General features: G+C 60.8%; 25 protein-coding genes. 10 read left to right on the forward strand and 15 right to left on the reverse strand.

From position 1 onward, the window contains the following. Window positions 1-39: 39 nt before the first annotated feature. The 5 genes from ccoP to fnrL all read right to left on the reverse strand — a co-directional run bounded on the left by ccoP (window position 40) and on the right by fnrL (window position 4,384). Window positions 40-918, reverse strand: a complete 879-nt coding sequence (gene ccoP / locus DWB67_RS13420; protein ID WP_119808065.1) for a cytochrome-c oxidase, cbb3-type subunit III — start codon at window positions 916-918, stop codon at window positions 40-42. Then, on the reverse strand, window positions 915-1,115 hold the full coding sequence (locus DWB67_RS13425) for a cbb3-type cytochrome c oxidase subunit 3 (protein WP_119808066.1): 201 nt from the start codon (window positions 1,113-1,115) through the stop codon (window positions 915-917). Before DWB67_RS13425 ends, ccoP begins: the two co-directional genes overlap by 4 nt. A gap of 9 nt (window positions 1,116-1,124) precedes the next feature. Beyond that, window positions 1,125-1,901, reverse strand: a complete 777-nt coding sequence (gene ccoO, locus DWB67_RS13430; RefSeq protein WP_119808067.1) for a cytochrome-c oxidase, cbb3-type subunit II — start codon at window positions 1,899-1,901, stop codon at window positions 1,125-1,127. A gap of 4 nt (window positions 1,902-1,905) precedes the next feature. Then, complete coding sequence (ccoN, locus tag DWB67_RS13435; protein ID WP_119808068.1) at window positions 1,906-3,501, reverse strand: cytochrome-c oxidase, cbb3-type subunit I; 1,596 nt, start codon at window positions 3,499-3,501, stop codon at window positions 1,906-1,908. Between the two features lie 139 nt (window positions 3,502-3,640). Then, complete coding sequence (gene fnrL / locus DWB67_RS13440) at window positions 3,641-4,384, reverse strand: transcriptional regulator FnrL (protein WP_119808069.1); 744 nt, start codon at window positions 4,382-4,384, stop codon at window positions 3,641-3,643. A 71-nt stretch (window positions 4,385-4,455) separates the two neighbouring features. Between fnrL and hemN the strand changes: the two genes are divergently transcribed. The 3 genes from hemN to DWB67_RS13455 all read left to right on the forward strand — a co-directional run bounded on the left by hemN (window position 4,456) and on the right by DWB67_RS13455 (window position 9,647). Then, complete coding sequence (gene hemN, locus DWB67_RS13445) at window positions 4,456-5,799, forward strand: oxygen-independent coproporphyrinogen III oxidase (RefSeq protein ID WP_119808070.1); 1,344 nt, start codon at window positions 4,456-4,458, stop codon at window positions 5,797-5,799. Between the two features lie 114 nt (window positions 5,800-5,913). Continuing rightward, window positions 5,914-7,023 (forward strand): DNA repair exonuclease, encoded by a 1,110-nt coding sequence (locus DWB67_RS13450; protein WP_119808105.1) that lies wholly within the window; start codon window positions 5,914-5,916, stop codon window positions 7,021-7,023. Continuing rightward, window positions 7,020-9,647 carry an ATP-binding protein gene (locus DWB67_RS13455; RefSeq protein WP_119808071.1) on the forward strand — a complete coding sequence of 876 codons (2,628 nt, stop codon included), beginning with the start codon at window positions 7,020-7,022 and terminating at the stop codon, window positions 9,645-9,647. Before DWB67_RS13450 ends, DWB67_RS13455 begins: the two co-directional genes overlap by 4 nt. A 74-nt stretch (window positions 9,648-9,721) precedes the next feature. On the opposite strand, the gene DWB67_RS13460 is transcribed toward DWB67_RS13455, so the two are convergent. Next, a complete protein-coding gene (locus DWB67_RS13460; RefSeq protein WP_220475135.1) occupies window positions 9,722-10,417 on the reverse strand; it encodes a FadR/GntR family transcriptional regulator in 696 nt (231 codons plus the stop codon). Between the two features lie 140 nt (window positions 10,418-10,557). Here DWB67_RS13460 and DWB67_RS13465 point away from each other — a divergent pair, with 140 nt between their 5' ends. From DWB67_RS13465 to hydA, 5 genes are read left to right on the forward strand one after another with little or no spacing between them, the layout of a single operon-like run. Next, window positions 10,558-11,352, forward strand: coding sequence for a transporter substrate-binding domain-containing protein (locus DWB67_RS13465; RefSeq protein WP_220475136.1), 795 nt, complete (start codon window positions 10,558-10,560; stop codon window positions 11,350-11,352). 60 nt (window positions 11,353-11,412) lie between these two features. Continuing rightward, the gene (locus DWB67_RS13470; RefSeq protein WP_119808072.1) at window positions 11,413-12,084 is read left to right on the forward strand and encodes an amino acid ABC transporter permease; all 672 of its coding nucleotides are present in this window, start codon (window positions 11,413-11,415) and stop codon (window positions 12,082-12,084) included. A 1-nt stretch (window position 12,085) separates the two neighbouring features. Next, window positions 12,086-12,820: an amino acid ABC transporter ATP-binding protein gene (locus DWB67_RS13475; RefSeq protein ID WP_119808073.1), complete on the forward strand. Its 735-nt coding sequence runs from the start codon at window positions 12,086-12,088 to the stop codon at window positions 12,818-12,820. Window positions 12,821-12,832: 12 nt separating this feature from the next. Beyond that, window positions 12,833-14,077 carry a cysteine desulfurase-like protein gene (locus DWB67_RS13480; protein WP_119808074.1) on the forward strand — a complete coding sequence of 415 codons (1,245 nt, stop codon included), beginning with the start codon at window positions 12,833-12,835 and terminating at the stop codon, window positions 14,075-14,077. Beyond that, complete coding sequence (hydA, locus tag DWB67_RS13485; protein WP_119808075.1) at window positions 14,074-15,486, forward strand: dihydropyrimidinase; 1,413 nt, start codon at window positions 14,074-14,076, stop codon at window positions 15,484-15,486. Before DWB67_RS13480 ends, hydA begins: the two co-directional genes overlap by 4 nt. Here hydA and DWB67_RS13490 read toward each other — a convergent pair. The 6 genes from DWB67_RS13490 to DWB67_RS13515 form a co-directional block, all read right to left on the reverse strand. Beyond that, window positions 15,483-16,121: an ATP-binding cassette domain-containing protein gene (locus DWB67_RS13490; RefSeq protein WP_119808076.1), complete on the reverse strand. Its 639-nt coding sequence runs from the start codon at window positions 16,119-16,121 to the stop codon at window positions 15,483-15,485. The two genes, hydA and DWB67_RS13490, sit on opposite strands and share 4 nt — an antisense overlap. A 3-nt stretch (window positions 16,122-16,124) precedes the next feature. Continuing rightward, entirely contained in the window at window positions 16,125-17,825 is a 1,701-nt protein-coding gene (locus DWB67_RS13495) for an ABC transporter permease (RefSeq protein ID WP_119808077.1), read from the reverse strand. Beyond that, window positions 17,822-19,012: an ABC transporter substrate-binding protein gene (locus DWB67_RS13500; RefSeq protein ID WP_119808078.1), complete on the reverse strand. Its 1,191-nt coding sequence runs from the start codon at window positions 19,010-19,012 to the stop codon at window positions 17,822-17,824. Before DWB67_RS13500 ends, DWB67_RS13495 begins: the two co-directional genes overlap by 4 nt. Further along, complete coding sequence (locus DWB67_RS13505; protein WP_119808079.1) at window positions 19,012-19,638, reverse strand: CDP-alcohol phosphatidyltransferase family protein; 627 nt, start codon at window positions 19,636-19,638, stop codon at window positions 19,012-19,014. The genes DWB67_RS13500 and DWB67_RS13505 overlap by 1 nt, the downstream gene beginning before the upstream one ends. Next, window positions 19,635-21,785 carry an FAD-dependent oxidoreductase gene (locus DWB67_RS13510; RefSeq protein WP_119808080.1) on the reverse strand — a complete coding sequence of 717 codons (2,151 nt, stop codon included), beginning with the start codon at window positions 21,783-21,785 and terminating at the stop codon, window positions 19,635-19,637. Before DWB67_RS13510 ends, DWB67_RS13505 begins: the two co-directional genes overlap by 4 nt. 85 nt (window positions 21,786-21,870) lie before the next feature. Beyond that, window positions 21,871-22,554: a haloacid dehalogenase type II gene (locus tag DWB67_RS13515; RefSeq protein ID WP_119808081.1), complete on the reverse strand. Its 684-nt coding sequence runs from the start codon at window positions 22,552-22,554 to the stop codon at window positions 21,871-21,873. Between the two features lie 137 nt (window positions 22,555-22,691). Between DWB67_RS13515 and DWB67_RS13520 the strand changes: the two genes are divergently transcribed. Next, window positions 22,692-22,937, forward strand: coding sequence for a hypothetical protein (locus tag DWB67_RS13520; protein ID WP_119808082.1), 246 nt, complete (start codon window positions 22,692-22,694; stop codon window positions 22,935-22,937). Window positions 22,938-22,940: 3 nt separating this feature from the next. Here the strand turns inward: DWB67_RS13520 and DWB67_RS13525 are convergent, their stop codons facing one another. Then, window positions 22,941-23,309 carry a Rieske 2Fe-2S domain-containing protein gene (locus DWB67_RS13525; RefSeq protein ID WP_119808083.1) on the reverse strand — a complete coding sequence of 123 codons (369 nt, stop codon included), beginning with the start codon at window positions 23,307-23,309 and terminating at the stop codon, window positions 22,941-22,943. Beyond that, a complete protein-coding gene (hppD, locus tag DWB67_RS13530) occupies window positions 23,306-24,418 on the reverse strand; it encodes a 4-hydroxyphenylpyruvate dioxygenase (RefSeq protein WP_119808084.1) in 1,113 nt (370 codons plus the stop codon). The genes DWB67_RS13525 and hppD overlap by 4 nt, the downstream gene beginning before the upstream one ends. Before the next feature lie 175 nt (window positions 24,419-24,593). Between hppD and DWB67_RS13535 the strand changes: the two genes are divergently transcribed. Beyond that, a complete protein-coding gene (locus DWB67_RS13535) occupies window positions 24,594-25,061 on the forward strand; it encodes an Lrp/AsnC family transcriptional regulator (RefSeq protein ID WP_119808085.1) in 468 nt (155 codons plus the stop codon). A 3-nt stretch (window positions 25,062-25,064) separates the two neighbouring features. On the opposite strand, the gene hmgA is transcribed toward DWB67_RS13535, so the two are convergent. Continuing rightward, entirely contained in the window at window positions 25,065-26,411 is a 1,347-nt protein-coding gene (gene hmgA / locus DWB67_RS13540; RefSeq protein WP_119808086.1) for a homogentisate 1,2-dioxygenase, read from the reverse strand. Window positions 26,412-26,428: the final 17 nt, after the last annotated feature.

Here is a 26,428-nt window from a genome sequence, read left to right on the forward strand (position 1 = left end):
GGCGCGCGTGATGCCTTGATGTGGATCAAGGATGCATCGTCAGTCTTGTGGCGTGGGCATTTCACCGCCGCCAAGGCCGTGGACATAGGCGGCGACGGCGCGGATCTCGGCCTCGGAGAGGCGGGTGTTCCAAGGGGGCATGACACCGTAAGGACCGCGCGTGATGATGCGGGTGACCTGTTCGGGGCTGTCGCCATAAAGCCAGATCGCATCGGTCAGGTTCGGCGCACCTTGCGTGCGATCCCCGCGACCGTCATCGCCGTGACAGGACGTGCAGTTGTCTAAAAACAGCTGCCCGCCCGCGCCCGCCAAGGGGTCGGTGCCACCCGGCAGGCTGCGGATATGGTCGACCAGCGTGGCAATGTCTTCCTTGGGCAATATCTCGCTAAAGGCGGGCATCTGGGAAAACCGCGCATCGGGGTCGTCCTCGTTCCGGATGCCGTGGCGGACGGTATAGGCAATGTCTTCGACCATACCGCCCCACAGCCAGTCGTCATCCAGCAGGTTGGGATAGCCGACAGCACCCGCCGCACCAGACCCGTGACATTGCGAACAATTGGTCCGGAACACGGCAGCACCTGCGTTCATCGCAAATTCTATCAGTTCGGGATTGCGGTCCAGAACCCCCAGATCGGTTTCGGTCAGCGATGCCCGCATATCGGCCTGACTGGCGTCCACTTCCTCGATATGCATCTGCACATCGCCGCGGGTTGACCAGCCCAGCACGCCCTTGGTCGCACCATTCACCATTGGCCATGCGGGATACAGGATCACATAGACCACCGCGAAAACGATGGTGCCATACAGCGTCCACAGCCACCAGCGGGGCAGGGGGTTGTTCAACTCCTCGATGCCGTCCCAGCTGTGGCCGGTGGTTTCGACCTTTGGCGTGTCGTCGGTTTTGGGGGGCTTGGTCATGTCGGGTCCTTAGGCTGGTCGTCGCCGTCAGTGCGTATCTGGGGGCTGTCGCGAAAGATGGCGTTAGCAGCCTCGTCATGGGCAGCGCGGGCGCCGGGGCGAAACGCCCAGAGGCACGCGCCAATGAAAAACGCCGACATGGCCAGCAGCATCCAGCTGTCCGCGAAAAGGCGCATGATGGAATATGTATCGGTCATCCGGTCCCCCTAGCGGCTGTCATCGGCAATGAAGGTCGAGAAATCGACCAGCGTGCCAAGCATCTGAAGATATGCGATCAGCGCATCCATTTCCGTCATGTCGGGATTGCGGTCAAAGTTGCGGACCTGTGCATCGGGATAGCGTTCCAGCAGCCCATCGGTGTCGCCCCAAGGATCGACCTGCACCCGCATATCGGCGCGGGCATTGGCGATCATGTCGGGGGTATAGGGCACCCCGACCATCGCATGGGTTTCCAGCAGATCGCCGATATAGGTCACATCCAGCTTGGTGCGCGCCAGATAGTCGTATTTTGGCATGACGCTTTCGGGGACGACCGATTGCGGGTCCGACAGGTGGTCGTAATGCCATTCATCCGAATAGCGCCCGCCCACACGGGCCACATCCGGTCCGGTGCGTTTGGACCCCCATTGGAAGGGGTGGTCATACATGGATTCCGCCGCCAGCGAATAATGGCCATAGCGTTCGACCTCGTCCCGCATGGGGCGGATCATCTGGCTGTGGCAGACATAGCAGCCCTCGCGGACATAGATGTCGCGACCGGCCAGTTCCAGCGGGGTATAGGGGCGCATGCCCTCGACATCCTCGATCGTGTTTTCCAGCCAGAACAGGGGCGCGATTTCCACGATGCCGCCGATGGTGACGACAAGGAAGGATCCCACCAGCAACAGCGTCGCATTGCGTTCCAGCGTGGCGTGACGGTCCAGAAGGGACCGGCGCTTTTTCTTTGGGGGCGTCTGGTCGGGGGTGTTGGTGTCTTGGGTCATGGGATCACTCGGCCGGGACGGTTACAAGGGCGGGGCGTGCTTGCGGAGCGCGGATGGTCATCCACATGTTCCAGACCATCACCAGACCGCCCGCCAGATACAGGACGCCACCAAGGCCACGCACGACATACATCGGGTATTTGGCCTTTACGGTGTCGGCGAACGAGTTGACCAGAAAGCCGTTGGCATCGACTTCGCGCCACATCAGGCCCTCCATGATGCCGGTGACCCACATGGACGACGCGTAAAGAACGATGCCCAATGTCGCCAACCAGAAGTGCAGGTTGATCGCGGACATCGAATGCATCTGTTTGCGGCCCCACAGGCGTGGCGTCAAAAAGTACAGGCAGCCAAAGGTGATCATGCCGTTCCAGCCAAGCGCGCCGGAATGGACGTGTCCGATGGTCCAGTCGGTGTAATGGCTGAGGCTGTTGACCGCGCGGATCGACATCATCGGACCTTCGAATGTGGACATGCCGTAAAACGCAAGGCTGGCCACGAACATGCGGATGATGGGGTCGGTGCGGATCTTGTCCCATGCGCCTTCCAGCGTCATCAGGCCGTTGATCATGCCACCCCAGCTGGGCATCCACAGGACGATGGAAAACACCATGCCCAAGGTCGCCGCCCAATCGGGCAGGGCGGTATAGTGCAGGTGGTGCGGACCGGCCCAGATATACAGAAAGATCAGCGCCCAGAAGTGGATAATCGACAGCTTGTAGCTGTAGACAGGGCGGCCTGCCTGTTTGGGCACAAAATAATACATCATCCCCAGAAAGCCCGCCGTCAGGAAGAATCCGACTGCGTTATGGCCGTACCACCACTGGGTCATTGCATCCTGCACGCCCGAAAAGACCTGTACGGATTTGGAGCCAAGGATAGACACGGGGATCGACAGGTTGTTGACCACATGCAGCATGGCAACCGTGACGATGAACGCCAGATAGAACCAGTTGGCTACATAGATATGGCGTTCTTTGCGCTTCAAAATCGTGCCCATAAAGACGGCCAGATAGGTCAGCCAGACGATGGTCAGCCAGATGTCGACATACCATTCAGGCTCGGCATATTCCTTGGACTGGGTGGCCCCTAACAGATATCCGGTCGCGGCCAGCACGATAAACAGCTGGTATCCCCAAAAGACGAACCACGCCACATTGCCGCCCCACAACCGCGCCGAGCTGGTACGCTGGACGACATAGAAGGACGTTGCGATCAGGGCGTTGCCGCCAAAGGCAAAGATCACCGCGCTGGTGTGCAGCGGGCGCAGGCGGCCGAAATTGGCGTATCCTTCGGACCAGTCGAAGTTCAGCGCCGGAAAGGCAAGCTGGAAGGCGATGAAGGTGCCGACCAGAAAGCCCGCGATGCCCCAGAAGGCGGTGGCAATAACGCCCGCGCGGATGGGGCCGTCCATATAGGCGCCGGTCGGGATCTGTGCGCGGGGTTCGTCCACGCGGCGCAAATCCCACAGGCATAATCCGCCCGCGACCAGCATGATAATCACAGCGTGCACAGAATACGCCATGTCGCGGCCCAGATCTGCTGCTATTGCCGCCATCAAGGTAATCAGCGCCAGTATGGCGATCCTTGTAAACTGCATGTCGTCCTCGTGTCGTGGCATGCCCCGATGGGGCTTCGCCTCGGCAGTGGCACGGCAGGCAGGGGCGTTGCATTGACATGGATCAAGTCACGGCGACGTGAGGGGGTAAATCCGGCAATGATGCCGGATTGCCGCAGGTTCAGACGATGGGACCGCCGTCGCCGTCTTCGCCCGCCTCGGCACACAGGGCACCGAAATCGGGGATAAACACCTCGCGCGCTGGGCGCAGGTCGATCAACCCGTCCTTGCGAAGGGCGGTCATCTGGCGGCTGGTGGTTTCGATAGTCAAACCCAGATGGTCGGCCAGTTCTTCGCGCGTCAGCGGCAGTTGCAGCGTCACGCCACCACCACCGGGACGCGGGCCACCCGCGCCTTGGGCAAAGCGGCGCGTCAGGCTGACCAGAAAAGCCGCCAGTTTTTCCCGCGCCGTCATCCGGCCCAGAACTACCGCCCAGTCGCGCGCCGCGTCCAGTTCATCCAGCGACATGGTCATCAGCCGTGATGCGATATGTGGGGTTTCCCGCACCAGCCGTTCAAAGGAATGGCGTTCAAAGCGGCACAGGGTGACGGGTCCAAGCGCCTGCACGTCAAAGGCCGATTGCCCGCGTCCCGGACGACCGATGAAATCCGATGGCAGCAACAGGCCGACGGTCTGGCGACGCCCGTCCTCCAACGTGCGGGACATGGTCGCACATCCCGTCACGATCGAGGAGAAATGGTCCAGATCCTCGCCCGCGGCAGCAAGATGCGCGCCTGTCTCGAAGGTCTGATAGGTTTTCATCTGTTCCAGCACGGCCAATTCGTCCGGATCGCATTCCGCACAGACGGCGCGATAGCGGATCGGACAATCGTTACAGGCTTTGACGGGGGATAAACGAACCATAGGCGGGTTTCTACACAGGAACTTGATCTCGATCAATGCGGGACGACAAAGTGCAGGACTTAGGTCGGCGCATGACATATGATCCCCTTCAAAATGCGCTGCTGACGGCGCGTGCCCCGCGCTATACCAGCTATCCCACGGCAGACCGGTTTTCCGATGCGGTCGGGCCGGACCGGCATCTGGACTGGTTGCAACAAATACCCGCAGCCACGGCGCTGTCGCTTTACGTGCATGTGCCCTATTGCAGGCGGCTGTGCTGGTTTTGCGCCTGCCGGACGCAAGGGGCGCGAAGCGATGCGCCGCTGGACCACTATCTGGATCACCTGCAACAGGAAATTGCCCTGATCCGCAACGCATTGCCGCGCGATGTGACAATCAATGCGCTGCATCTGGGCGGCGGCACCCCGACGATCCTGTCCGCCGACCGGATGGACCGGCTTGGCACCATGCTGCGCGATGCGTTTCCCTTGACCGGTGCAACACGCATCTCGGTCGAGATTGACCCCTGCGACTGTGATGATGCGCGGCTGGATGCCTTGGTGCGCTTGGGGATGAACCGTGCCTCGATCGGGGTGCAGGATTTTGATCCTTCGGTGCAGGCGGCCATCGGGCGTAAGCAGCCCGAGGAACTGACGGCGCGGATGGTGGCGGGGCTGCGCGAACGCGGTGTCGACAGCATCAATATGGACCTGCTTTACGGTCTGCCGCATCAGACGGGACAGCGGCTGGCGCGGACCCTGCGAAGCGTTCTGGCGATGGACCCTGACCGCATCGCCCTGTTCGGTTACGCCCATGTGCCGTGGATGGCCCGCAGGCAAGCGCTGATCCCCGAAGATGCGCTGCCTTCGGCGCAGGAACGGCTGGATCTGTCCGATCTGGCGCGCGATATCCTGCTGGCCTGTGATTATCTGCCCGTCGGCATCGACCATTTCGCGAAAGAGGGCGACAGCCTTGCCCAAGCCAGCCTGAACGGCACCCTGCGGCGCAATTTCCAAGGCTATACCACCGACTGCAATCCGGTGCTGGTGGGCATCGGGCCATCGGCCATTTCGCGTATGCCGCAGGGGTATGTGCAGAATATCACAGCGACGGCCCCTTGGCAGGGGGCAGTGGCTTCGGGGCGGCTGCCTGTGGCGCGGGGGGTGGCCATGACGCCGCTAGACCATCTGGTTGCCGCCATAATCGAGGCTTTGATGTGCTATGGCCGTGTCGATCTGCCCGCATTGGCCAAGGATGCCGATCTGGCGGCTCTTTGTATCAACCGCGCGGGTCTGGCCTTACAGCGATATCCCGGGGCAGGGAGATTGCAGGACGGGGTTCTGACGCTGCACGATTTGCGCTTTGCCCGCCTTGTCGCGCAGGTTTTCGATACGGGTGCGACGGTCGAACAGCGCCGTTACAGTCAGGCCAGCTGATCGGGCCAAACTGATCGGGCGGGGCATCCGGAACATCAAGCATTCTAGGCATCTTCCCCTTGCAAAGAGGTTGCCATCACGCAATCCATGGGCGTCGCGCAGAAGGATGCCTTGATGTTCCGTTTCCTCCACTCCTCCGACCTGCATCTGGGTAAGTCCTTTGGCGGCTATCCCGAGGCGATCCGCAACCGCCTGCGCGAGGCGCGCCACGGGGCCATCGCCAGATTGGCGCAGGCTGCCCGTGATGGCGGAGCGGGTGTCGTGTTGCTGGCGGGTGACAGTTTCGATGCGGAAACCCCTGCACCGGACACATTGCGCCACGCGCTGCGGGCCATGTCGGCGGAAAGCGATCTGACGTGGATCATGCTGCCGGGAAATCACGACAGTCTTGCCGCCACCGAATTATGGCGCCAGATCGCAGCCGAGGATCTGGGCAACCTTCGGGCCGTGACCTCCACCGAACCTTTTGAACTGGCCGACGGGGTGATGCTGTTGCCCGCGCCCTGCACGCAACGCCGACCGGGCCGCGACCTGACCGAGGCGATGTCTATGCCAACACCGGACGGCCATTTGCGTATCGGTCTGGGCCATGGCGCTGTCACCGATTTTTCCGAAGATTGCGGGGCCGGGATCATTCCGCCGAACCGCGCGCAGCTGTCGGGTCTGGATTATCTGGCCTTGGGTGATTGGCATGGTCGTGTGCAGGTCACCCCCGAAACATGGTATTCCGGCACGCCCGAGGCTGATGGGTTCAAACATGATATGGCCAATGGGGCGCTATTGGTGACGTTGAACGGTCCGGCCAAGGTCGATGTGGTCGAAACAGGTGCTTTGGCATGGCAGACATTGGCGCTGGATCTGCTGCCGGGCGAAGATCCGGTGGCGCGGCTGACGGATGAATTGCCGTCCCCCACCATGCGCCGCAATCTGCTGTTGCGTTTGCAGGCCACGGGCCGCTTGCCCTTGGCCGATCGCACCGCACTGGAGGCCGAGGCTGAGGCGATTGCCCCTGATTTCGGCTGGTTCGATCAGGACCTGTCGGGCCTTGCCACGGAAACCCGCCCCGATGATCTGGACCAGATCGACCATGCGGGGGCTTTGCGACATGCGGCAGAAACCCTGTTGGCCGAAGCCCGCGATCCGGACCGCGCCCTTGCCGACCGAGAGGTTTCGGCCAGCGCCTTGTCACGCCTTTACGCCCTTGCCCTGAAGGTGCAGTCATGAAAATTCGCGCCATAGAACTGACCAATATCCGCCGTTTCGCGGGCCAGACCGCACGGATCGACGGCATCGTTGACGGTATCACCGTGCTGTCAGAGCCTAATGAATTCGGCAAATCCACCTTTTTCGACGCCATGCATGCGCTGTTTTTCGAACGCCATCGCGGGACGAAATCTGCTGTCAAAGCCTTGCAGCCCCATTCCGGCGGCGCCCCCGAGGTTGCGATGGAAATCGACTTGCCTCAGGGGCGCTTCCGGATCGAAAAGCGCTGGCTGTCACGCGCTACGGCGCGTATTTTGCAAAATGGCCGCCTTGTGGCGCAGGATGATGAAGCCGAAGCATGGATCGATAATATTATCGGCAATGGGCTGGCCGGACCTTCGGGGTTGTTATGGGTGCGTCAGGGGCTTTTGGGCATGGAACCCGAAGGCAGCGCGGCCAGTGATAAAAACGAACGCGAACGGACGCTGAATGCGCGGCGCGATCTGCTGTCCTCGGTTGCGGGGGAAATTGATATGATGACGGGGGGGCGGCGACTGGACGCCGTCGCCGCGCAGGTGGGCGATGCCTTGACCAAACTGGCAACCGCGACCGGTCGTCCCAAAGCGGGGGGCGAATGGGGCCGTGCCGAGGCTGAGGCTGATGCTTTGCGCGCGCAGGAAACCGATCTGGCCACCAAAGCCGCTCGCCTGTCCGGTGATCTGGCCCGCCGTGCCGAAGTCCAGCGCGAATTGCGCGATCTGGAAAACCCCGATGCCGACCGCCAGCGCAATGACGCCCTGACCCAGGCGCAGGCCGCACAAGCACAAGCTGCCGCCCATGCCGAAAAGCTGGCCGATGCACAGCGAACCCTGAAACTGGCCGCCATGACCGAGGAAAACACCCGCGCCAGCATCGACCGCCTGCAGAACCTGTCCGAACGTGTTGCCCGCGCGGAAACAGAACTGGCCGCTGCCCGCGAAACCGCCATGCGCCATGACGCCCGTGCGCAGGAACTGACTGCGGCGGACACCGCTGCGGGGGCCGCCCTGACACAGGCGCAGGACCGGACCCGCGACGCCCGCGACCGTCTGGCAGCAGCGCAACGTGCACAGATGGCGCAGGCCGCGCGTGGTCGCGCCGACCAACTGGCAGGCAGTCTGGCGCGTGCTGAAACCCTGCGCACCACATTAGAGGCCAATCGCGCCCAACGCGGCCTGTTGGTGGTGACGCCCAAAACGCTGGCGGCTGCCGAACAGGCACGTGACACGCATGACCAGTTGGCGGCGCAACTGGCGGCAGCCTCGGTCAGTGTCAGCTTTCGTTATGACGGGGCACTTCGGGTGCAGGATGGCGGCGCTGATCTGCCCGAAGGCCCGCACCGGCTGACCGCCGCGCGTAATTTCGACCTGCCGGGCATCGGGACGATGCGTGTCGATCCCGGGGCAGTCACCAACGGGGATGAGGGCGGTCTGGCACAAGCCGCCACCGCGCTGGCCGCAAAACTTGCCGCATGCGGGGCCGACACCTTGCCCGAGGCGCGCCAGAAGCTGACAGAAGCGCAGCGGCTGGATGAAGTTATTTGCAGCGCCGATGACCTGCTGGCCGAAATTGCGCCTGACGGATTGGACGCATTGCGCCACGCCCATGCAAAGGCTGTCGATGCCGCAGGGACAGATAACACTGCCCCCGAAGATGCCACCACGTTGGAAACTGAACTGACCTCTGCCACGCAGGCCGAAGACCTCTGCCGTGATGCGGCCACCCAAGCCCATGCTGCTTTCCTTTCGGCAGCCGAGGCGCGGGCAGGGGCGCGATCGACCCTTGTTTCGGCGGAACGCACTGCCGAAGCCGCACGGGCCGAGGCGGGTGATCTGGCCGCGCTGGAACGCCGGATACAGTCCTTGCGCGATGACAGGATGGGCCAACAGGATCTGCGGGCCAAAGCACAGGCCGATTATCAGCGCCTGCAGGATGCTGCCCCCGATCTGGACATGGCGGCGGCACATCTGGCCCGTATGCAATCTGTTGTCGCGCAGGCACAGACATCACGCGCTGCATTGCGTGAGGAACTGGCAACGCTGAACGGGTCCATCGGCACCATGGCCGAACAGGGCATCGAGGAACAGCTGGACGATGTGCGCGGGCGGCTTGCCACCTCCGAGGCGCGCGCCGCCCGCTATGCCTCCGAGGTGCAGTCTCTAACCCGTTTGCGCGGCGCATTGGAAGACGCCCGCCGCGACGCCCGCGAGGCTTATTTCGACCCCGTAATGCGAGAGCTTGAGCCGCTGATTTCCGTCCTGCACCCCGGCGCGGCTTTGCAGATCGACGATCAAAGCCTGCTGCCAGTCGCCCTGACCCGTAACGGACAGGCCGAACCGCTTGAGATTCTGTCAGGTGGCACGCGCGAACAGGTTGCGGTGCTGACACGTCTGGCATTCGCGCGGCTGTTCGCACGGACGGGTACCGCCGTGCCCGTTATTCTGGATGATGCACTGGTCCACAGCGATGACGACCGGATCGAAGCCATGTTTACCGCCCTTCACCGCGTCGCTGCCGACCAGCAAATTCTGGTTCTGACCTGCCGTCAAAGGGCCTTTGCGACATTGGGCGGGTATAAGGCTAGGGTGATGATCGAGGCTTGCTAGGGTCACAGGGCGGTCAGGTTGCCCTCGTGATCAGGTGCAAGGCATCAGGCATCGCCCGCGAACGTCGGTGACGCCTATAAATCGATACCGGCGCATATGGCCGTATTGCGGATATGGGCACGCATGGCCTGTTCAGCGGCAGGGCCATCGGCTTTTTGCAGGGCCGTCAGGATGGCATGATGTTCCGCAATGGATTGCGCCATGCGTTCGCCCGCCGTATTCGGAATGGGCTGCCTTTGCGTTTCGGTCAGCAACTGCTGGACGGTCTGGTAAAGGCTGGCCAGCATCCTGTTCGGACAGGCCGCAGCAATGCCGCGATGGAAATCCAGATCAGCCTCGACATGGGCGACCAGATCACCGGCTTTCCATGAATCTTCAAACGAGGCGCAGGCCGTTTCCAGCTGGACCATTGCCTGCGGGGTGATGACAGGGGCCGCAAGACGGCACAGTTCGCCTTCGATCAACAGGCGTGACTGGAACGTATCATGCAGATCATAGGCATCATCATATCGCCACGTCGTTGCAGGGGGTTGCGTGTTGGCAGGGTCCATCACGAAGGTGCCCCGCGCGGGCAGCGTCTGGACCAGACCCAGCGTTTCTAGCGTCAGCAACGCCTCGCGCAGGGTGGGGCGCGACACCGACATCCGTTCTGACAGGACCCGCTGCGAGGGCAGCTTTTGCCCTGCCGCCAGTTCACCCGATCTGATCATTTCCTGTAAACGACGTGCAATCGTCTGGGTTACCGGCGCTTTGTCCCACATCACTGTCATATTGCCTTTCTCCTTGGCACATCCGCCGCCGTTCATCTGCGCATGTCGTCACAAGCATTGCAAATTACTTAGCCCCGTGGCTTCATACTGGTCAGACCGGTTTGTCCGGTCAATCCAAAATAAAACAATAGGGAAGTATCATGCGCGGAAAAACGATGCAGACGACGGCTCTTGCCTTGGGTCTTCTGGCCGGATCGGCTTACGGGGCAATGGCACAGGATAAACTGACCGTGGGTGCCAATATCGGTAACGTCCCATGGGAATTTCAGGATGAATCCGGCGAATTTATCGGGTTCGAGATTGATCTGGTTGCTGCGGTCGCCGAACGGCTGGGGGCCGAGGTTGAAACCGTAAATATCCCCTTCAACGGGTTGTTTTCCGCGGTGCAATCGGGCCGGATCGATATTGCGACGTCATCGATTACCATTACCGACGAACGTCTGGAATCGGTCAGCTTTGCCCAGCCCTATTACGATAGCGACCAATCGCTGACGGTGCTGACAGACGGTCCCGCCACGTTAGAGGAGATGGCCGGTAAGGTCGTCGGCGTCGATACCGGATCAACGGGCGATATGTGGGCAAGCGCGCAAAGCGACACCTATGGTTTTGGTGATATCCGCCGCTATGAAGGTTTGGCCCCTGCGATGCTGGATCTGACGGCGGGGCGGATCGACGGCTATATCTCGGATATTCCGGCGATGCTGTATTACGCCAAGGACAAGCCGAACCTGACGGTCGTCGCCCGCATCGAAACGGGCGAAAAATATTCCATGATGTTCGCCAAGGACGCGCCGCTGGCCGCACAGGTGAACGCCATTTTGGACGATCTGAAAACCGAAGGCGTCACCGCAGAGCTGCACGAAAAATGGTTCGGGGCGGCCCCCGATGAAGGCACCTCGACCGTGACTGTCCTTCCGATGCCGTCACTGGACTGATCTGCAAAGCACGGGTTCGGCCATGCGCCGGACCCTGTCTACGACCGGCTAAGGGCACCCATGGATATCTTTGACACCTTCCTGAACGCCGAGGTCATGCGACGCAGCTTTCCAATGCTGCTAAAGGGCCTCTGGATCACATTACAGCTGGGCATTTCCAGCATCATTGCGGGGCTGTTGCTGGGCTTGGCGCTGGCCATGGCGCGGCTTTATGCGGTGGCGCCGCTGCGCTTTCTGACGCGGGTCTATATCGACATCTTCCGGTCGATCCCGTTGCTGGTGCTGTTGATCATTGTCTATTATGCGCTGCCGTTTCTGGGCATACGCCTGTCGCCGTTTATGTCGGCCATGTCTGCGCTGACGCTGGTATCGGGGGCCTATACCGCAGAAATCTTCCGCGCCGGTATCGAGGCGATTCCGAAAGGCCAGTTCGAGGCATCCGCCGCCCTTGGCCTGAACGGTCGCCAAACAATGGCGGACGTGATTTTGCCCCAAGCCGTGCGGGTGGTTATTCCGCCGCTGACGAATAATTCGATCAATGTGATCAAGGATACCGCGCTGGCATCCGTGGTTGCTATGCCCGACCTGTTGAAACAGGCGACGCAGGCGCAGGCCCTATCGGCCAATCCGACGCCGTTGATCGGGGCGGCGCTGATTTATCTGGCCTTTTTGTGGCCGCTTGTCGCGCTGGTGTCGCGCATGGAACGCCGCTTTGCCGCAAGGAGACGATAGAATGACCTTTGTCAGCATCCGCAACCTTCGCAAATATTATGGCCCATTCGAGGCGCTCAAAGGCATTGATCTGGATGTCGCCAAAGGCGAGGTGGTTTGCGTTATCGGGCCGTCAGGGTCGGGGAAATCAACGCTGATCCGCTGCATCAACCGGCTGGAGGATTTTTCCGATGACAGCCGCATCAGCGTGGACGGCATTCCCGTCGCCACCGGTCGCGCCTTGGCCAAAGTGCGGGCCGAGGTTGGCATGGTGTTCCAGTCCTTTAACCTGTTCCCGCATCTGACCGTGCGCGAAAACGTCATGCTGGCCCCCCGCCGCGTGCGCAGCACGTCACGCGCCGATGCTGCACGGCAGGCCGATGTCTTGCTGGACCGTGTGGGCATTGCCAGTCAGGCCGATAAATACCCCGACCACCTGTCGGGCGGTCAACAGCAGCGCGTCGCCATTGCCCGCGCCTTGGCCATGGAGCCGCAGGTGATGCTGTTTGATGAACCGACCAGCGCCCTCGACCCCGAAATGGTCGGAGAGGTGCTGGACGTCATGCGCGATCTGGCCCGCACCGGCGTCACCATGATCGTTGTCACGCATGAGATGGGCTTTGCCGCGCAGGTCGCCGACCGCGTTATTTTCATGGATGGCGGCCAGATTGTCGAACAGGGCCCGCCCGCGCAGGTGCTGTCCAACCCGTCCGAACCGCGCACCCGAAATTTTCTCAGCTCTGTGCTGAACCACTGAAGGTTGAATAACATGACACGCCCCTTGGATATGGCCCATGTGCACGCCCAATTTCCCGGTCTTCGCGATGACTGGGTCTTTTTCGACAATGCCGGTGGGTCGCAGATTGTGCGCCCCGCGGTCGATCGCATGGTTGAGTTTTTGTATCAGCGCAACGTCCAGACCGGTGGCAGCTATGCCGTATCGCAGGCGGCATCGGAGGCACTGATAACGGGTCGTCAGGCCGCCGCAACCTTGGTCAACGCCGCCCGCCCCGAGGAGATTGTCTTTGGTGCATCGACCACTGTGCTGATGCAGAACCTATGCGCCGCGATGCGCAGCCAGTTCAGCGAAGGCGACGAGGTGATCGTCACCATGGCCGATCACGAAAGCAATATCGGCCCATGGATGCGGTTGCAGGAATTCGGTGTGACCCTCAAATTCTGGCCGCTGAATGCCGAAACCGGTGATCTGCAACTGTCCGATCTGGCATCACTGATGACGGACCGGACGCGGCTGGTGTGTGTGACGCATGTGTCGAATATTCTGGGCAAGGTGCATCCGGTCGCGGAATTTGCGCGGTTTATCCATGACCACGGCGCGCTGATCTGTGTCGATGCCGTCGCCTATGCACCGCACCGCGCCATTGATGTGCAGGCATGGGATATCGATTATTATGCCTTCAGCCTGTATAAATCATACGGTCCGCATGGGGCGATGATGTACGGCAAATACGACCTGCTGGCCGAACTGGACGGGCTGTACCATTACTTTTACGGCAAGGACAAAGTCCCCGGCAAATTGGAACCCGGCAACCCCAGCTACGAAGTCGCGTTCAGCGTCGATGGCATCGTTGAATACCTGACCGGACTGGCCCGCCATCACGGCGCAACGGGTGACAGACGCGCGCTGGTCGTTGCCGCCTATGATCTGATCACCCGGCAGGAAGACATGCTGACCGACCGGTTGCTGGGCTGGCTGGCGACGCGCGATGACTGTCATGTGGTCGGTGACACGGTGAACGTAAACAGCACCCGCGTGCCGACGATTGCGTTCAAATTCGACGGGGTGAATTCCGGTGATGTGGCGCGCGCAATGGATGATTTCGGCATCGCAATGCGCTTTGGTGATTTCCATTCGCGGCGTCTGGTCGAAGAATTGGGGCTGGACCATGACGGCGGGGTGCTGCGCGTATCGATGGTGCATTACAACACCGTCGAACAGGTGGACCGCTTGACCGATGCTTTGACGCAAATCCTTGCCAAGGTGCCTGCATGACCGCGCTAGACCTTGTCATCACTGGCGGCACGGTGGTCACCGCCGCCGACAGCTATGTCGCGGATATCGGCATTCGCGATGGCAAAATCGTCGCGATCGGGCAGGATTTGCAGGGCGATGACCGTATCGATGCCACGGGTCTGATGGTCATGCCCGGCGGAATCGACGCGCATGTGCATCTGGATCAGCCGACCTCGGACGGGACGGTGATGGCGGATGATTTCGCCAGCGGTACGCGCTCGGCCGCGGCGGGGGGCAATACGACGGTTTTGCCATTTGCGATGCAGGTCAAGGGCCGGTCCCTGCGCGATTGCGTGCAGGAATATCACCAAAAGGCCGACGGGAAATGCCACACCGACGTGTCCTTTCATCTGGTCGTCACCGATCCGACCCCGCAGGTCATGGGGCAGGAACTGCCCGCGCTGGTGCGGGACGGATATACCTCGTTCAAGGTCTTTATGACCTATGATGATCTGGTGCTGGATGATCGTGAATTGTTGGAGGTGTTTGACGTTGCTCGCCGCGAAAAGGCGCTGGTCATGGTGCATGCCGAAGGCCACGACGCCATCAAATTCCTGACCCGCAAGCTGGAGGATGAGGGCAAGACCGCGCCATTCTATCATGGCCAAGCCCACGCCCAGATTGCCGAACGCGAGGCGACGCATCGCGCCATCAGCCACGCCCAGCTGATCGACGTGCCAATTGTCATCGTCCACGTGTCAGGCCGCGAACCGATGGAGCAGATCCAATGGGCCCGCGCCCGTGGCCTGAAGGTTCATGCCGAAACCTGCCCGCAATATATCGCCCTGACCGCCGATGATCTGCAGGGGCTGAACATGGATTTCAATGGCGCGAAATATGTCTGTTCGCCGCCGCCGCGCGATGCCGACAGTCAGGCCGCCATCTGGCAGGGGCTGCGGGACGGGACATTTGATATATTCTCGTCCGATCACTGCCCCTTCCGGTTCGATGGTCCGGCAGATACCGGCAAGAACAATCCCCGCGCGCGGACCTCGTTCAAATGGGTGCCCAACGGCATTCCGGGGGTGGAAACGCGGCTGCCGATCCTGTTTTCGGAGGGTGTCAGCAAGGGACGCATTACGCCGGAACGGTTTGTCGCGCTGACCGCGACCAATCCGGCGCGGCTGTACGGGTTATACCCGCGCAAGGGTACGATCGCGATTGGTGGCGATGCTGATCTGACCCTGTGGGACCCCAATCTGACCCGCCCGATCCAGCAGCAAGGGTTGAACCACGGCTGCGATTATACCCCGTATGAGGGGATGCAGATCACCGGTTGGCCTGTCCGCACCCTGTTGGGCGGGCGCACCATTGCGCAGGACGGGGTGCCGGTCGGGGACGCGGGTGGCAGTTATCTGTCGCGCGGAACCAGTCAGGCCTATGGCTAGGCCGGTGACAGCGTCAACATTGGACCACCTGCGGCTTCGGCATCCTGCGGGTCATGGGTGACCAGCAGGCCGGGGATTCCGGCCTGCCGGATGTGGGCAAAAGTAAACTCGCGGATTTCTGCCCGCAGGGCCGTGTCCAGTTTCGAAAAGGGTTCATCCAGCAACAGCGCCTGCGGACGGGCCAGCAGGCCGCGCATCAGGGCCGCCCGCGCCATCTGGCCACCCGACAAGGTCGCAGGATCACGGTCGCCCATATCGGCTAGCCCTGCATCCGAAAGCGCCTTGTGCACAGTGGCGCGGCGCTTGCTGCGCCCCTTGATGTCGCGGGGCAGCCCGAAAGCCAGATTTTGTCCGACGTTCAGATGGGGAAACAGCACCGGATCCTGAAAGATCAAACCGATACGGCGGGCCTGTGCTGTCAGGGGCAGCAGGCTGCGTCCTTGCAGTAGGACATCGCCCTTGGTCTGGAAACCAGCCGCCAGATGCCCGCCGATTGCATCCAGCAGCGTGGATTTCCCGACGCCCGACGGCCCCATGACCACCGCCACTTGCCCCGCCGGAATGGACAGGTTCAACGGTGCAAACAGAGAGTCGGAATTCTTATGCCGTATCTGAAGGTTGCGAAGTTCAAGCATAGGTCAGCTCCTTGCAGCGCGGCGATGGCGGAACACGATGGCGGGTATGGCAAAGGCCAGCGCATAGGTCAGGATCGGCAGCAATGCCTGAAGGCTGGTCACGACGCCGGTCACACGCCTGTCCGATCCCGACGACAGGGTCACGGCCTCGGTCGTTAGCGTGTTGATGCGACCTGCACCCAGAAACAGCGTCGGCAGATATTGCGCCACGGACACCGCGACACCGATGGCGGCAGCTGTCAGGATGGGCACCAGCAGAACCGGCAGTTTGACCGACCACAGAATGCGCCACGGTCCCGCCCCAAGCGCCGCGGCTGCACGGATCAGGCGCGGGTCCAAGGCACGCCACGGATCGGACAGGGCGATCATGATATAGGGGAATACAAAGATCGTATGCCCCCATGCGACCATGCCGATACCTTGCGGCAGTCCCGCCGAGAGTGCTGCGATATTCAGCCCGTAAAGAAACCCAATTTGCGGCAGCAACAGCGGCAGATAGATCAGCGCCTCGGCCCAAGGGGCGCGGGGGCTGGCACGGCGATCCTCGGCCTCTAGCCAGCCGATGGCGGTGATCAGGGCCGCAGCCGTGCTGAAAAACGCCAGCAGAAAGGTCGTCACCAAAGGGCCGCCCACTGTTGGACCAGCACGCATCCAGAACCGTATGGACAGGGATTCGGGCAAAAGGTCGGGAAACTGCCAGCGCCATGTTACCGACCAGACCAGCAACACGATCAGCGCCGCACCGGTCAGGGCCAGCATGACCGCACCCGCGATGGCAGCAAGGCGCAGGACCAGCCCCAAACCCGGAAGACAGGCCCCCGATGCGATCCATGCCGGACCATACACACGCATCAGGTATTGCATCGAAAATACCAGCAACCCTGAAACCATCACCAATCCCAGCTGCAACAGGCTGCCCGCCGATGCAGGAAGCAGCAGTAACAAATCGGCGTCACCGTAAAGGCGTGTCAGCATCACTGCCAACGTCGGCGGATTGGTCGGGCCAAGGATCATCGCAACATCCACAACCGACAGCGAATAGGCCAGAACGACCAGTAGCGGCAGCCGGATCAGTGGCCAGATCTGCGGGCCGATCAGAACCAGCCAGATCCGCGCATCCGGCACACCCAACATCCGCCCCGTACGCAAAGTCTGCGCCAGCGGAATCTGGTTCAATGCGGCCAGCATCATCAGCAGCAGAAAAGGAAACTCTTTCGCGGCCATGCCGATGATCAGCGCCAGCCCCCAAGGGTCATTCACGCTGATGATATCAGGCGGCTGTATCCAGCCCGCGAAGGGTGCAACTGCACGTGCGATCCACCCCGAAGGCGCAATCAGGAACGCCAACCCGATGGCCAGTGCTGCATGGGGCGCGGCCAGAACCGGCGTCAGCATACGCAATGCCAGACCTTTGGATCGGCCCCGATGCAGCCAAACGCAACAGCCAGCCGACAGCAACAGCGACAAAAAAGTCGTCGCCGCTCCGGTCCAGAGGCTGAGGAATATCGCGCGGGGCAGGCCCGGCGTGGCGGCCAGTTGATGCCACGCCGCCAGCCCGATGTCTGCTGCACTCAGTGCAGGCACGACCCCGAATGCGGCGCGCGCTGTCTGCCAGAAGCCCGCCACAATCGGCAGCAGGATCAGTGTCAGAACCGCGACCAGCACAAGACGTGCCAGCCAGCGATCCGCAGGGTCTGGTGTCATCTTGTGTATCGCACGGCCCATTCAGCCGTCAGGCGCCCCATCCAGCTGGCATGGGGTTCGGGCAGGGTCGGACCCAGATCCTGCAAGTCGGGCAGGGCGGGGGCGGTCGGCAGATCGGCAAAGACTGCTGGGTCGACTTTGGCCGGATCAAGCACCGAAAATGACCCGAGCACGGTGATGTCCTGCATATGCGCCTGTGTTTCGGGGTCCAGCAGGAAGTTGGCCACCACCTGCGCGCCCGCTGCGTGGGCTGCATTGAAGGGAATGGCAACAAAGCTGATATTGCCGATCGAGCCGCCTTGGGGAACAAACACTCGCGCCGTATCGGGCAGCAACCCCTGTTCGATGGCCGCCGCCGCCGAGGCGGGATCGAAGGACATTGTGATATCGACTTCGGAATCGTTCAGCAGTTGTTGCTGGATGGATTCGTTTTCCGGAAATGCCTGTCCGCTGCGCCACAGGTTCGGGCGCAAGGCTTCATACCAGTCCCAGAAAGGGGCGGTCTGTTCGGTAAATTTCTGATCTGTGACCGGCTGTTGCAGCACGTCAGGGTCAGGGGCCAGTTCGACCAATGCCTGCTTCAGGAAGGTCGCGCCCATGAAATTGGCAGGGTCGGGATGGGTCATCCGTCCGGGATTGGCCTGCGCCCATTCCACAAAACCCGCCATATCGGCAGGCGGGTTCGGGACCCGTTCACTATCATAGATAAAAACAAAGCGGGCCAGCCGCCACGGGCTTTCACGGCCTTCGGTGGGCACAGTGAAATCCACCAGCGCAGGGGAATTTTCGGACAGGTCTAGATAGCGGCCATTGGGCATATCCGACAGGAAGGGGGCATGCAGCAGACCCTGTTCCTTCATTGCCAGAAAATTCGGCCCGTTCACCCAGATCAGATCGACCGAACCATCCTTATCGCGTCCGGCGGTTTTTTCGGAAAGGACACGGGTGACTGCCTCGGATGTATCCGACAGTTTGACCTGCTCGACACGTACATCGAATTTGTCCTGCGTCTGCCGGCTGACCCAAGCGATAAAATCATTGGTGCGCTGGTCACCGCCCCATGCGTTCCAATAGACCGTCTGGCCGCGCGCCTCGGCCAGTGTCAGGTCCCAATCGGCCAATGCGGGGGCGTTCAGGGCCAGAAAAATGCCTGTCGCCAGAACCAGGTTCTGCAAATATCCGCGCATCAGGGTGCATCCCGCTGTTCGGGGGTGAAGGCAGTCCATCCCTGATGCCAGCGCAAACCCGTGGTGATCGCGCAAGCTGTTGCAAAGACATAGGCCAGAACCGGAAATCCTGCGGGCCACAGGCAGATGACGATGAACAGGCCGATCGTTTCGAACCCTTCTGTCAGGCCGCCAAGGTAATAGATGCCCTTTGTCGGAAAGGCCTTTGCGTTTTCGCCGCGCTTGGCGGCAATAGCTGCATAGGCCAGAAACGATGATCCCGTTCCGACAAAAGCGCAGATCAGCGTTGCAGCGGGCAGCGCATTCGCGGTCGGGTCATTCAGGGCAAAACCCAGCGGGATAAGGGCATAGAACAGGAAATCCAATGTGATATCCAGAAAGGCCCCACGGTCGGTCGGGCCTTGCAATCGTGCAACTGCCCCGTCCAGCCCATCCATCAGACGGTTCATCCCGATCAGCAGAAGGGCCGGAACCCATGCCCCCATGATCACGGCGACAAAGCCAAGCACCCCGAAGCCGAAGCCGACAAGCGTCAGTTGATCGGCGGTGATGCCGCGGCTGTCCAGCCAGTTGGCCAAGGGCGACAGCGCGCGGCGTTGGGTGGGAAGGATCAGGGCGTCGATCATCCACGTCTCCAGTCATGAAAGCGTTCGGCAATGGCGGTCAGGCGCGGGTTCACATGGGCTTTGCGCCAGACGCCTGCGACCGATTTATTCGCCTCGGCGAGGGTTGGATAGATGTGGATTGTACCAAGGATTTTGGACAGCCCCAGATTATGCTTCATCGCCAGCACGAATTCGGCCATCAGGTCACCGCCGTGGACACCGACGATGGTCGCGCCCAGAATGCGGTCCTTGCCCTTGGGCGTCAGGACCTTGACGAAGCCCCGCGTTGCGCCATCGGCAATGGCCCGATCCGATCCGTCCAGTTCGAAACGGGTGACCGTCACATCAATGCCCTGTTCCTTGGCTTCGGTTTCCGAAATGCCCACGCGGGCGACTTCGGGGTCGGTGAAGGTTGCCCAAGGGATGACGCGGGCATCGACCTTGCTGGCGCGGATGTCGCCGAACAGACCGTTCACAGCCGCGTAATAGGCCTGATGGCTGGCCGTATGGGTGAACTGCCACGGGCCTGCAACATCACCTGCGGCCAGAATATTCGGGTATAGCGTTTGCAGATATTCGTTGGTCTGGACGGTGCGGTTGGTAGGAATGTTTAATTCCTCCAGCCCAAGGTTTTTCAGGTTCGGTGTGCGGCCGACAGCAACGATAATTTCGTCGCATTGGATGCGGATTGTGTCGTCACCGGTTTCCAGTTGCAGCCAGCGCCCGTTTTCATCCTGTCCGGCACCGACAGCCTTATGACCTGTCAGAATTTCGACGCCGTCATCCTGCAGGGCCTGCGTCATCAGATCCGACACCTCGGGGTCTTCGCGGGGCAGAATACGATCACCAGCCTCGATCTGGGTGACATGCGAACCAAGGCGGGCAAAGGATTGCGCCAGTTCGGCACCGATCGGACCGCCACCAAGAATGGCAATACGGGCAGGCACCTGATCACGGTCGGACAGCTTGTCCCACAGCGTATCGGAATTCAGCGCACCGCTGTCGGCCAGTCCGGGGATCGGCGGCATGGTCGGCTTGGCACCGGTGGCAATGACAATGGCGCGGCTGGTCAGACGCTGCATATTGCCATCGTTCAGGGCAACCTCGACCGTAAAGGGGTCGATCATACGGGCGCGGCCTTTCAGAACCTCGACCCCAAGGCTTTCATAGCGTTCGACGCTGTCATGGGGGGCAATCGTGGCAATGGCACCGTGGATGCGGTTCATCACCGCGCGGAAATCGACCTTGGGCGTCACAGCCTCGATTCCGTAACTGTCGGCATGGCGCATCTGGCGCGCAACCGAGGCGCTTTTGATCAGGGCTTTCGACGGCACACAGCCGGTGTTCAGGCAATCCCCCCCCATTTCCGAGGCTTCGACCAGCGTCACCTTGGCTTTGGTTGCCGCGGCGATATAGGCGGTCACCAGACCGGCGGAACCCCCACCGATGACAATCAGGTTGCGGTCGAATTTTGCCGGACGGGTCCATTTTGCATAGACGCGGCGGCGGCGGATGATGCCCATGATGGCGCGGGCAATCCATGGAAAAGCAGCCAGCACGGCAAAAGAGGCGATGATGGCAGGCGACAGAATACCCGACAGGCTTTCAAGCTGTGCAAGTTGGGTGCCTGCGTTCACAAACACAGCGGTTCCGGCAAGCATGCCGATCTGGCTGACCCATGCAAAGGTCGGCAGGCGCATCGGCGTCAGACCCATCAGCAGGTTGACTGCAAAGAAGGGCAGCACCGGCAGCAGGCGCAGCGAGAACAGGAAGAAAGCACCATCGCGTTCGACGCCCGCCTCAATTTTTTCCAGACGTTCGCGAAAGCGGGCATGTACCCAGTCACGCAACAGATAACGCGCCGCCAGAAAGGCAACCGAGGCACCGATGGTCGATGCAAAAGACACCAGCAACAGTCCTTGCCAGAAACCGAACAATGCGCCTGCCGCCAGCGTTAGCCAGACCGCAATCGGCAGCGAAAGCGCGGTCACTGCGACATAAGTCGCGAAAAACACCGCAGCCACCATAACCGCATTCTGGGCACGGAACGTCTCGATCTGTTCAAGCTGGGCGCGCACCCCGTCCAAGGTCGTCAGGCTTTCGGGGATCATGAAAATGCCGGCCACAACGGCCAGCAAAAGCAGCAGAAAGATTAAGGGACGTGTCATCTGGAAGCCTTGTGTTGCATGGGTTGCCGTGCAGTTCGCAGCAAAGGCTGCCAGTGTTACAGTCGGATGGAAGAAAAGCGCCAGCTTATCCCCAATGGCTGACAATCGCCTGCGCCAATTCGTCCAGCGTCGGTGCCACCACATCGGGGACGGGAACGCCCGGCACATTTAGCGGGGCATTCGCGCCATGTGTCACCAATGCACCTTTGCCCCCCATCGCCTGCATACCCAGCGTATCCCATGTGTGGCACGCGACAAGACACAGATCCGCCAGCGGCACATCCAGCGCATCGGACACCATCTGATAGGTCTGCGGCGCGGGCTTGAAGCGGCCTGTGGGTTGCACGGTGAAAGACTGTTCGAAGAAATCTGCCAGACCGGCTTTTTCCAGTGGCGACGGCCCGCTGCCTTTGGGTGAATTGGTCAATGTCACCAAGCGGAAACCGGCATTACGCAGCTTTTCCAGCGCCTGCGCCGCATCCCCATGCGCGGGCATCGAGCCGATGGCCTGTGACAGATCCTGCACATCGCTGTCACTGATCGGCTTGTCCTTGATCTGGCCCATCATCCGCAACGCACCTGCGGCCAGCTTGCCAAAATCGCTGTCGATCTGTGCCAGCGACAAGGCCTGTGAATAAAGCACCAGTTGCGCGAACCATTCGCGCAGAACCTGCGGGTTACCGAACAGGCGGTCGAACAGGGGGGCAACGCTGTCCAGATCCAGCAGCGTTTCGTTGACGTCGAATACAAGGACGGGTTTCATGGTCATGATGGCTCCGCTTGGATGAATGCATGTCGGAACGGTTGCAACCGCGACAAGGTTGCGCCCGAACAGGCTTAACCTGTGCTTTACCACCTTGGGGTTATGTTCGGAATGATCCCCCGGCTGTGCGAAAGGACAAGGCCATGACGCAACTTTTCCGTTCAATCCTTTTGTTGCTGTTCGCCACCGCTCCGGCTGTGGCCAAGCCTGTGGCTGCTGGGGAAAAGGTGGTAATACTGCCGGTCAGCAGGCATCCGGCCCCTGTGCGGCAGATACCCAAGGACATGCGTCCTGTGCCTTATGATCAGGGGGCGGTTCTTTATCCGGTGGCCTTCGAACGGCAAGGGGATAGCCCTGCGCAATATAAATTGCCGTTCTTCCGCTTCTGAGGGTCAGGGGGTGCGCGACCCGATCACCAATTGTCCGTCCGTTCTGTGCAGCGGAACAGGTGACAGGCTGCATCCCAGACCGTGACCGCCAACCCCGTCACCCGTCCTTGCATCGAAGATTGCACCATGTGCGCTGCACATCAGTTTGGTGCCGTCATGCGACATCAGATGCGGGCTGCGATAATCCAGCGGCAGGAATTGATGCGGGCAGGCGTTCACGAACCCTTTGATGCCATCATCGGTCATCACCAGCAGCAGCGGGAAATCACCGGCATCGGTGGTGACAGTAACCGCCCGCGCGCCCGATTGCAGATCGCCCCCGGGCACAACAGTACCAAGGGGCGGGGCCGAGGAAAGCTCGGTCCAGATCATTCTGCCGGTTCGGCCTTCAGCACGCCGCGACGGACCTGATCTTCCTCGATCGATTCAAACAACGCGCGGAAATTGCCTTCGCCAAAGCCGTCGTCGCCCTTGCGTTGGATGAATTCGAAAAAGATCGGCCCGATCACGGTTTTCGAGAAGATCTGTAACAGGATGCGCGTTTCACCCCCGCCCACCACGCCTTCGCCGTCGATTAGGATACCGCGGTTCTGCATGCGGTCCAGTGGTTCTTCGTGGCCTTTGACGCGGGCGCGGCTCATCTCGTAATAGGTGGCGGGCGGACCGGGCATGAATTCCATCCCCGCGTCGGCGATTTTATCGGTGCCGCCATAGATGTCGTTGTTGGCGATGGCGATATGCTGGATACCCTCGCCCTTGTATTCGCGTAGGTATTCCTCGATCTGGCTGTTGTCATCGGCGCTTTCGTTGATCGGAATGCGGATCTTGCCATCGGGCGAGGTAAGGGCGCGACTGGTCAGCCCCGTCTGTTTGCCCTTGATGTCGAAAAAGCGGATTTCCTTGAAGTTGAAGGTATCGGCATAGAAGCGATACCATGTGTCCATATTGCCGCGAATGACGTTATGGGTCAGGTGGTCAAGGTAATAAAAGCCAAAGCCTTCGGGGCTTGGGTCAACCTTGCCCAGCCAGTCGTAATCGGCGGTAAAAGGGCTGCCCAGATCGCCATAGGTATCGATGAAATACAGCAACGACCCGCCGATGCCGTAAACCGCGGGGGCGTCGATTGCCTTGCCGTCACCGGTATATTCGGTGGCCCCCAGATCAACCGCCCGTTTTAACGCATGCCGGGCATCAACGACGCGCCATGCCATGGCGGGGGCGCAGGGGCCATGTTCGTTTACGAATTGCGCGGCATGTCCGGTGGTGTCGGCGTTTAGCAGATAGTTGATGTCACCCTGACGATACAGCGTGATGTCGCGCGATTTATGTTTGGCCACAGGTGTAAAACCCATTTGACGGAACAGTTTGTCCAGCACGGCAGGGTCACGATGGGCGAATTCTACAAAGGCGAACCCGTCGGTTCCCGCCGGATTGGCGTCCGAGATGGTGGCCTTTGATGCGTTATGCGGAAACGGACCCATGAATACTCCTTTACAATGCTTCGAAGTATGATGCGCCGATCCCACCGCAATGAATGTGCGAATTTACTTTTTCAAATAGATTGTATGCATTATTTGTGCGGATGCGGGTCAATTTTGTATTTAATGTGCATAACAGGGATAATACCTGCATGTGCTGTGAGGTAATGGGGAAAATATGACGCTGGATCATTTCGACATCGCGATCCTGCGGGCTTTGCAAAAGGACGGTGCGCTGACCAATGCGGTGCTGTCGCAAATGGTGCATCTGTCAGCCTCGCAGTGTTCGCGCAGACGTGCCGCGCTGGAGCAATCGGGCCTCATCCGCGGCTATGGTGCGCGGCTGGATGGTGAACGGTTGGGCTTCGGGTTGCGCGCAATTGTTCGGGTCAATCTGCGGCGGCATGGTGGCGACAGCGAACGCAGCTTCGCCCGCTTTCTGGCCACCCATCCGCAGGTCCGTTCGGCGTTTTCGGTTTCGGGGGATGCTGATTATGTGCTGGATCTGCGGACGCTGGATCTGGAGAGTTTTGCCCGTTTCATTCACGAACATCTCTTGCCGCATGAGCATGTCGCCCAGGTCCGGTCCGAGATTGTCCTGCGGACCGTGAAGGATGATCCGGGCTTCGATCTGTCACATCTTTAGCGGTTATTTTATGCCCGCCGTGCCGTCGAACTTCTTATCCAGCCCGTTCCAGCAATCGATGTAATCATCCTGTAAGGGGGCGGTAAGAGCGGCGAATTCGGTCAAGTGCTGGGGGAAACGTGTCTCGAACATGAAAGACATAGTGTTTTCCAGCTTATGCGGTGCCAGATCGGCGTTCGAGGCAGCCTCGAATGCCGCACGGTCGGGGCCATGGGGCAGCATGCAGTTGTGCAGGCTGATCCCGCCGGGGACAAAGCCCTTGGGCTTGGCATCATATTGGCCGTGGATATTTCCCATCAGCTCGGACATGACGTTCTTGTGGTACCAGGGCGGGCGGAAGGTGTTTTCGGCCACATTCCAGCGGTCGCGGAACAGGACGAAGTCGATATTTGCCGTGCCCTCGATGCCGCTGGGGGCGGCCAGAACGGTATAGATCGAGGGGTCGGGGTGATCGAACAGGATCGCACCGACGGGGCAATAGGTCCGCAGATCGTATTTCACCGGCGCATAGTTCCCGTGCCACGCCACCACGTCCAGCGGGCTTTGGGCGATGTCGCATTGGTGGAACTGGCCGCACCATTTGACGGTCAGGGTGGACGGGACCTCGCGGTCCTCATATGCGGCGACGGGGGTTTTGAAATCGCGGCGGTTGGCCATGCAATTTGCACCGATGGGGCCGCGTTCGGGCAGGGTGAACTTCTGGCCGTAATTCTCGCAGACGAAACCGCGGGCGGGGCCTTCCAGAACCTCGACCCGATAGACAAGGCCGCGCGGGATGATGGCGATGTCCTGTGGGCCGACCTCTAGCACGCCCAGTTCCGTGACAAAGCGCAGGCGGCCTTCTTGTGGCACGACCAGCAATTCGCCATCGGCGGAATAGAAATAGGCGTCCTGCATCGATTTCGACACCAGATAGATATGCGAGGCCATGCCGGTCTGCGTGTTCACATCGCCCGCCGTGGTCATGGTGCGCATGCCCGTCAGCCATGTCAGCGGTTCGTCGGAATGGGGCACGGGGTCCCAGCGGTATTGGCCAAGGCTGGTGATATCATCGATCACATGCGGCGCGGATTTCCACAACGGAAGCGCGATACGCGAAAACCGCCCCTGATGCCGGACGGACGGGCGGATGCGATAGCACCATGTCCGTTCGTTCTGATGCCCCGGTGCGGTGAAGGCGGTGCCGGACAGCTGTTCGCCGTAAAGGCCGTAATTGACCTTTTGCGGGCTGTTCATGCCTTGGGGCAGGGCACCGGATAAGGCTTCGGTTTCGAAATCATTGCCAAAGCCTGACATATAAGCAGGTTCCGATCCTGCCAGCGCATTTCGGGGGTGATCCTGCTGGGTCATGGCGCTTTCCCGTTGCC

It is taken from the genome of Paracoccus sp. JM45 (genome assembly GCF_003590715.1).
Taxonomy (GTDB): Bacteria; Pseudomonadota; Alphaproteobacteria; order Rhodobacterales; family Rhodobacteraceae; genus Paracoccus.

Excerpts from the sequence above, each read along its gene's own strand:
- DWB67_RS13465 (WP_220475136.1), top strand. The coding sequence starts at position 10,558 with ATGCGCGGAAAAACGATGCAGACGACGGCTCTTGCCTTGGGTCTTCTG.
- hydA (WP_119808075.1), top strand. The coding sequence starts at position 14,074 with ATGACCGCGCTAGACCTTGTCATCACTGGCGGCACGGTGGTCACCGCC.
- hemN (WP_119808070.1), top strand. The coding sequence starts at position 4,456 with ATGACATATGATCCCCTTCAAAATGCGCTGCTGACGGCGCGTGCCCCG.
- DWB67_RS13470 (WP_119808072.1), top strand. The coding sequence starts at position 11,413 with ATGGATATCTTTGACACCTTCCTGAACGCCGAGGTCATGCGACGCAGC.
- DWB67_RS13450 (WP_119808105.1), top strand. The coding sequence starts at position 5,914 with ATGTTCCGTTTCCTCCACTCCTCCGACCTGCATCTGGGTAAGTCCTTT.
- DWB67_RS13455 (WP_119808071.1), top strand. The coding sequence starts at position 7,020 with ATGAAAATTCGCGCCATAGAACTGACCAATATCCGCCGTTTCGCGGGC.
- DWB67_RS13510 (WP_119808080.1), bottom strand. The coding sequence starts at position 21,785 with ATGACACGTCCCTTAATCTTTCTGCTGCTTTTGCTGGCCGTTGTGGCC.
- DWB67_RS13520 (WP_119808082.1), top strand. The coding sequence starts at position 22,692 with ATGACGCAACTTTTCCGTTCAATCCTTTTGTTGCTGTTCGCCACCGCT.
- DWB67_RS13475 (WP_119808073.1), top strand. The coding sequence starts at position 12,086 with ATGACCTTTGTCAGCATCCGCAACCTTCGCAAATATTATGGCCCATTC.
- DWB67_RS13515 (WP_119808081.1), bottom strand. The coding sequence starts at position 22,554 with ATGACCATGAAACCCGTCCTTGTATTCGACGTCAACGAAACGCTGCTG.
- DWB67_RS13480 (WP_119808074.1), top strand. The coding sequence starts at position 12,833 with ATGACACGCCCCTTGGATATGGCCCATGTGCACGCCCAATTTCCCGGT.
- DWB67_RS13500 (WP_119808078.1), bottom strand. The coding sequence starts at position 19,012 with ATGCGCGGATATTTGCAGAACCTGGTTCTGGCGACAGGCATTTTTCTG.
- DWB67_RS13490 (WP_119808076.1), bottom strand. The coding sequence starts at position 16,121 with ATGCTTGAACTTCGCAACCTTCAGATACGGCATAAGAATTCCGACTCT.
- ccoN (WP_119808068.1), bottom strand. The coding sequence starts at position 3,501 with ATGCAGTTTACAAGGATCGCCATACTGGCGCTGATTACCTTGATGGCG.
- DWB67_RS13460 (WP_220475135.1), bottom strand. The coding sequence starts at position 10,417 with ATGACAGTGATGTGGGACAAAGCGCCGGTAACCCAGACGATTGCACGT.
- DWB67_RS13535 (WP_119808085.1), top strand. The coding sequence starts at position 24,594 with ATGACGCTGGATCATTTCGACATCGCGATCCTGCGGGCTTTGCAAAAG.
- DWB67_RS13425 (WP_119808066.1), bottom strand. The coding sequence starts at position 1,115 with ATGACCGATACATATTCCATCATGCGCCTTTTCGCGGACAGCTGGATG.
- ccoO (WP_119808067.1), bottom strand. The coding sequence starts at position 1,901 with ATGACCCAAGACACCAACACCCCCGACCAGACGCCCCCAAAGAAAAAG.
- DWB67_RS13495 (WP_119808077.1), bottom strand. The coding sequence starts at position 17,825 with ATGACACCAGACCCTGCGGATCGCTGGCTGGCACGTCTTGTGCTGGTC.
- DWB67_RS13505 (WP_119808079.1), bottom strand. The coding sequence starts at position 19,638 with ATGATCGACGCCCTGATCCTTCCCACCCAACGCCGCGCGCTGTCGCCC.
- hmgA (WP_119808086.1), bottom strand. The coding sequence starts at position 26,411 with ATGACCCAGCAGGATCACCCCCGAAATGCGCTGGCAGGATCGGAACCT.
- hppD (WP_119808084.1), bottom strand. The coding sequence starts at position 24,418 with ATGGGTCCGTTTCCGCATAACGCATCAAAGGCCACCATCTCGGACGCC.
- ccoP (WP_119808065.1), bottom strand. The coding sequence starts at position 918 with ATGACCAAGCCCCCCAAAACCGACGACACGCCAAAGGTCGAAACCACC.
- DWB67_RS13525 (WP_119808083.1), bottom strand. The coding sequence starts at position 23,309 with ATGATCTGGACCGAGCTTTCCTCGGCCCCGCCCCTTGGTACTGTTGTG.
- fnrL (WP_119808069.1), bottom strand. The coding sequence starts at position 4,384 with ATGGTTCGTTTATCCCCCGTCAAAGCCTGTAACGATTGTCCGATCCGC.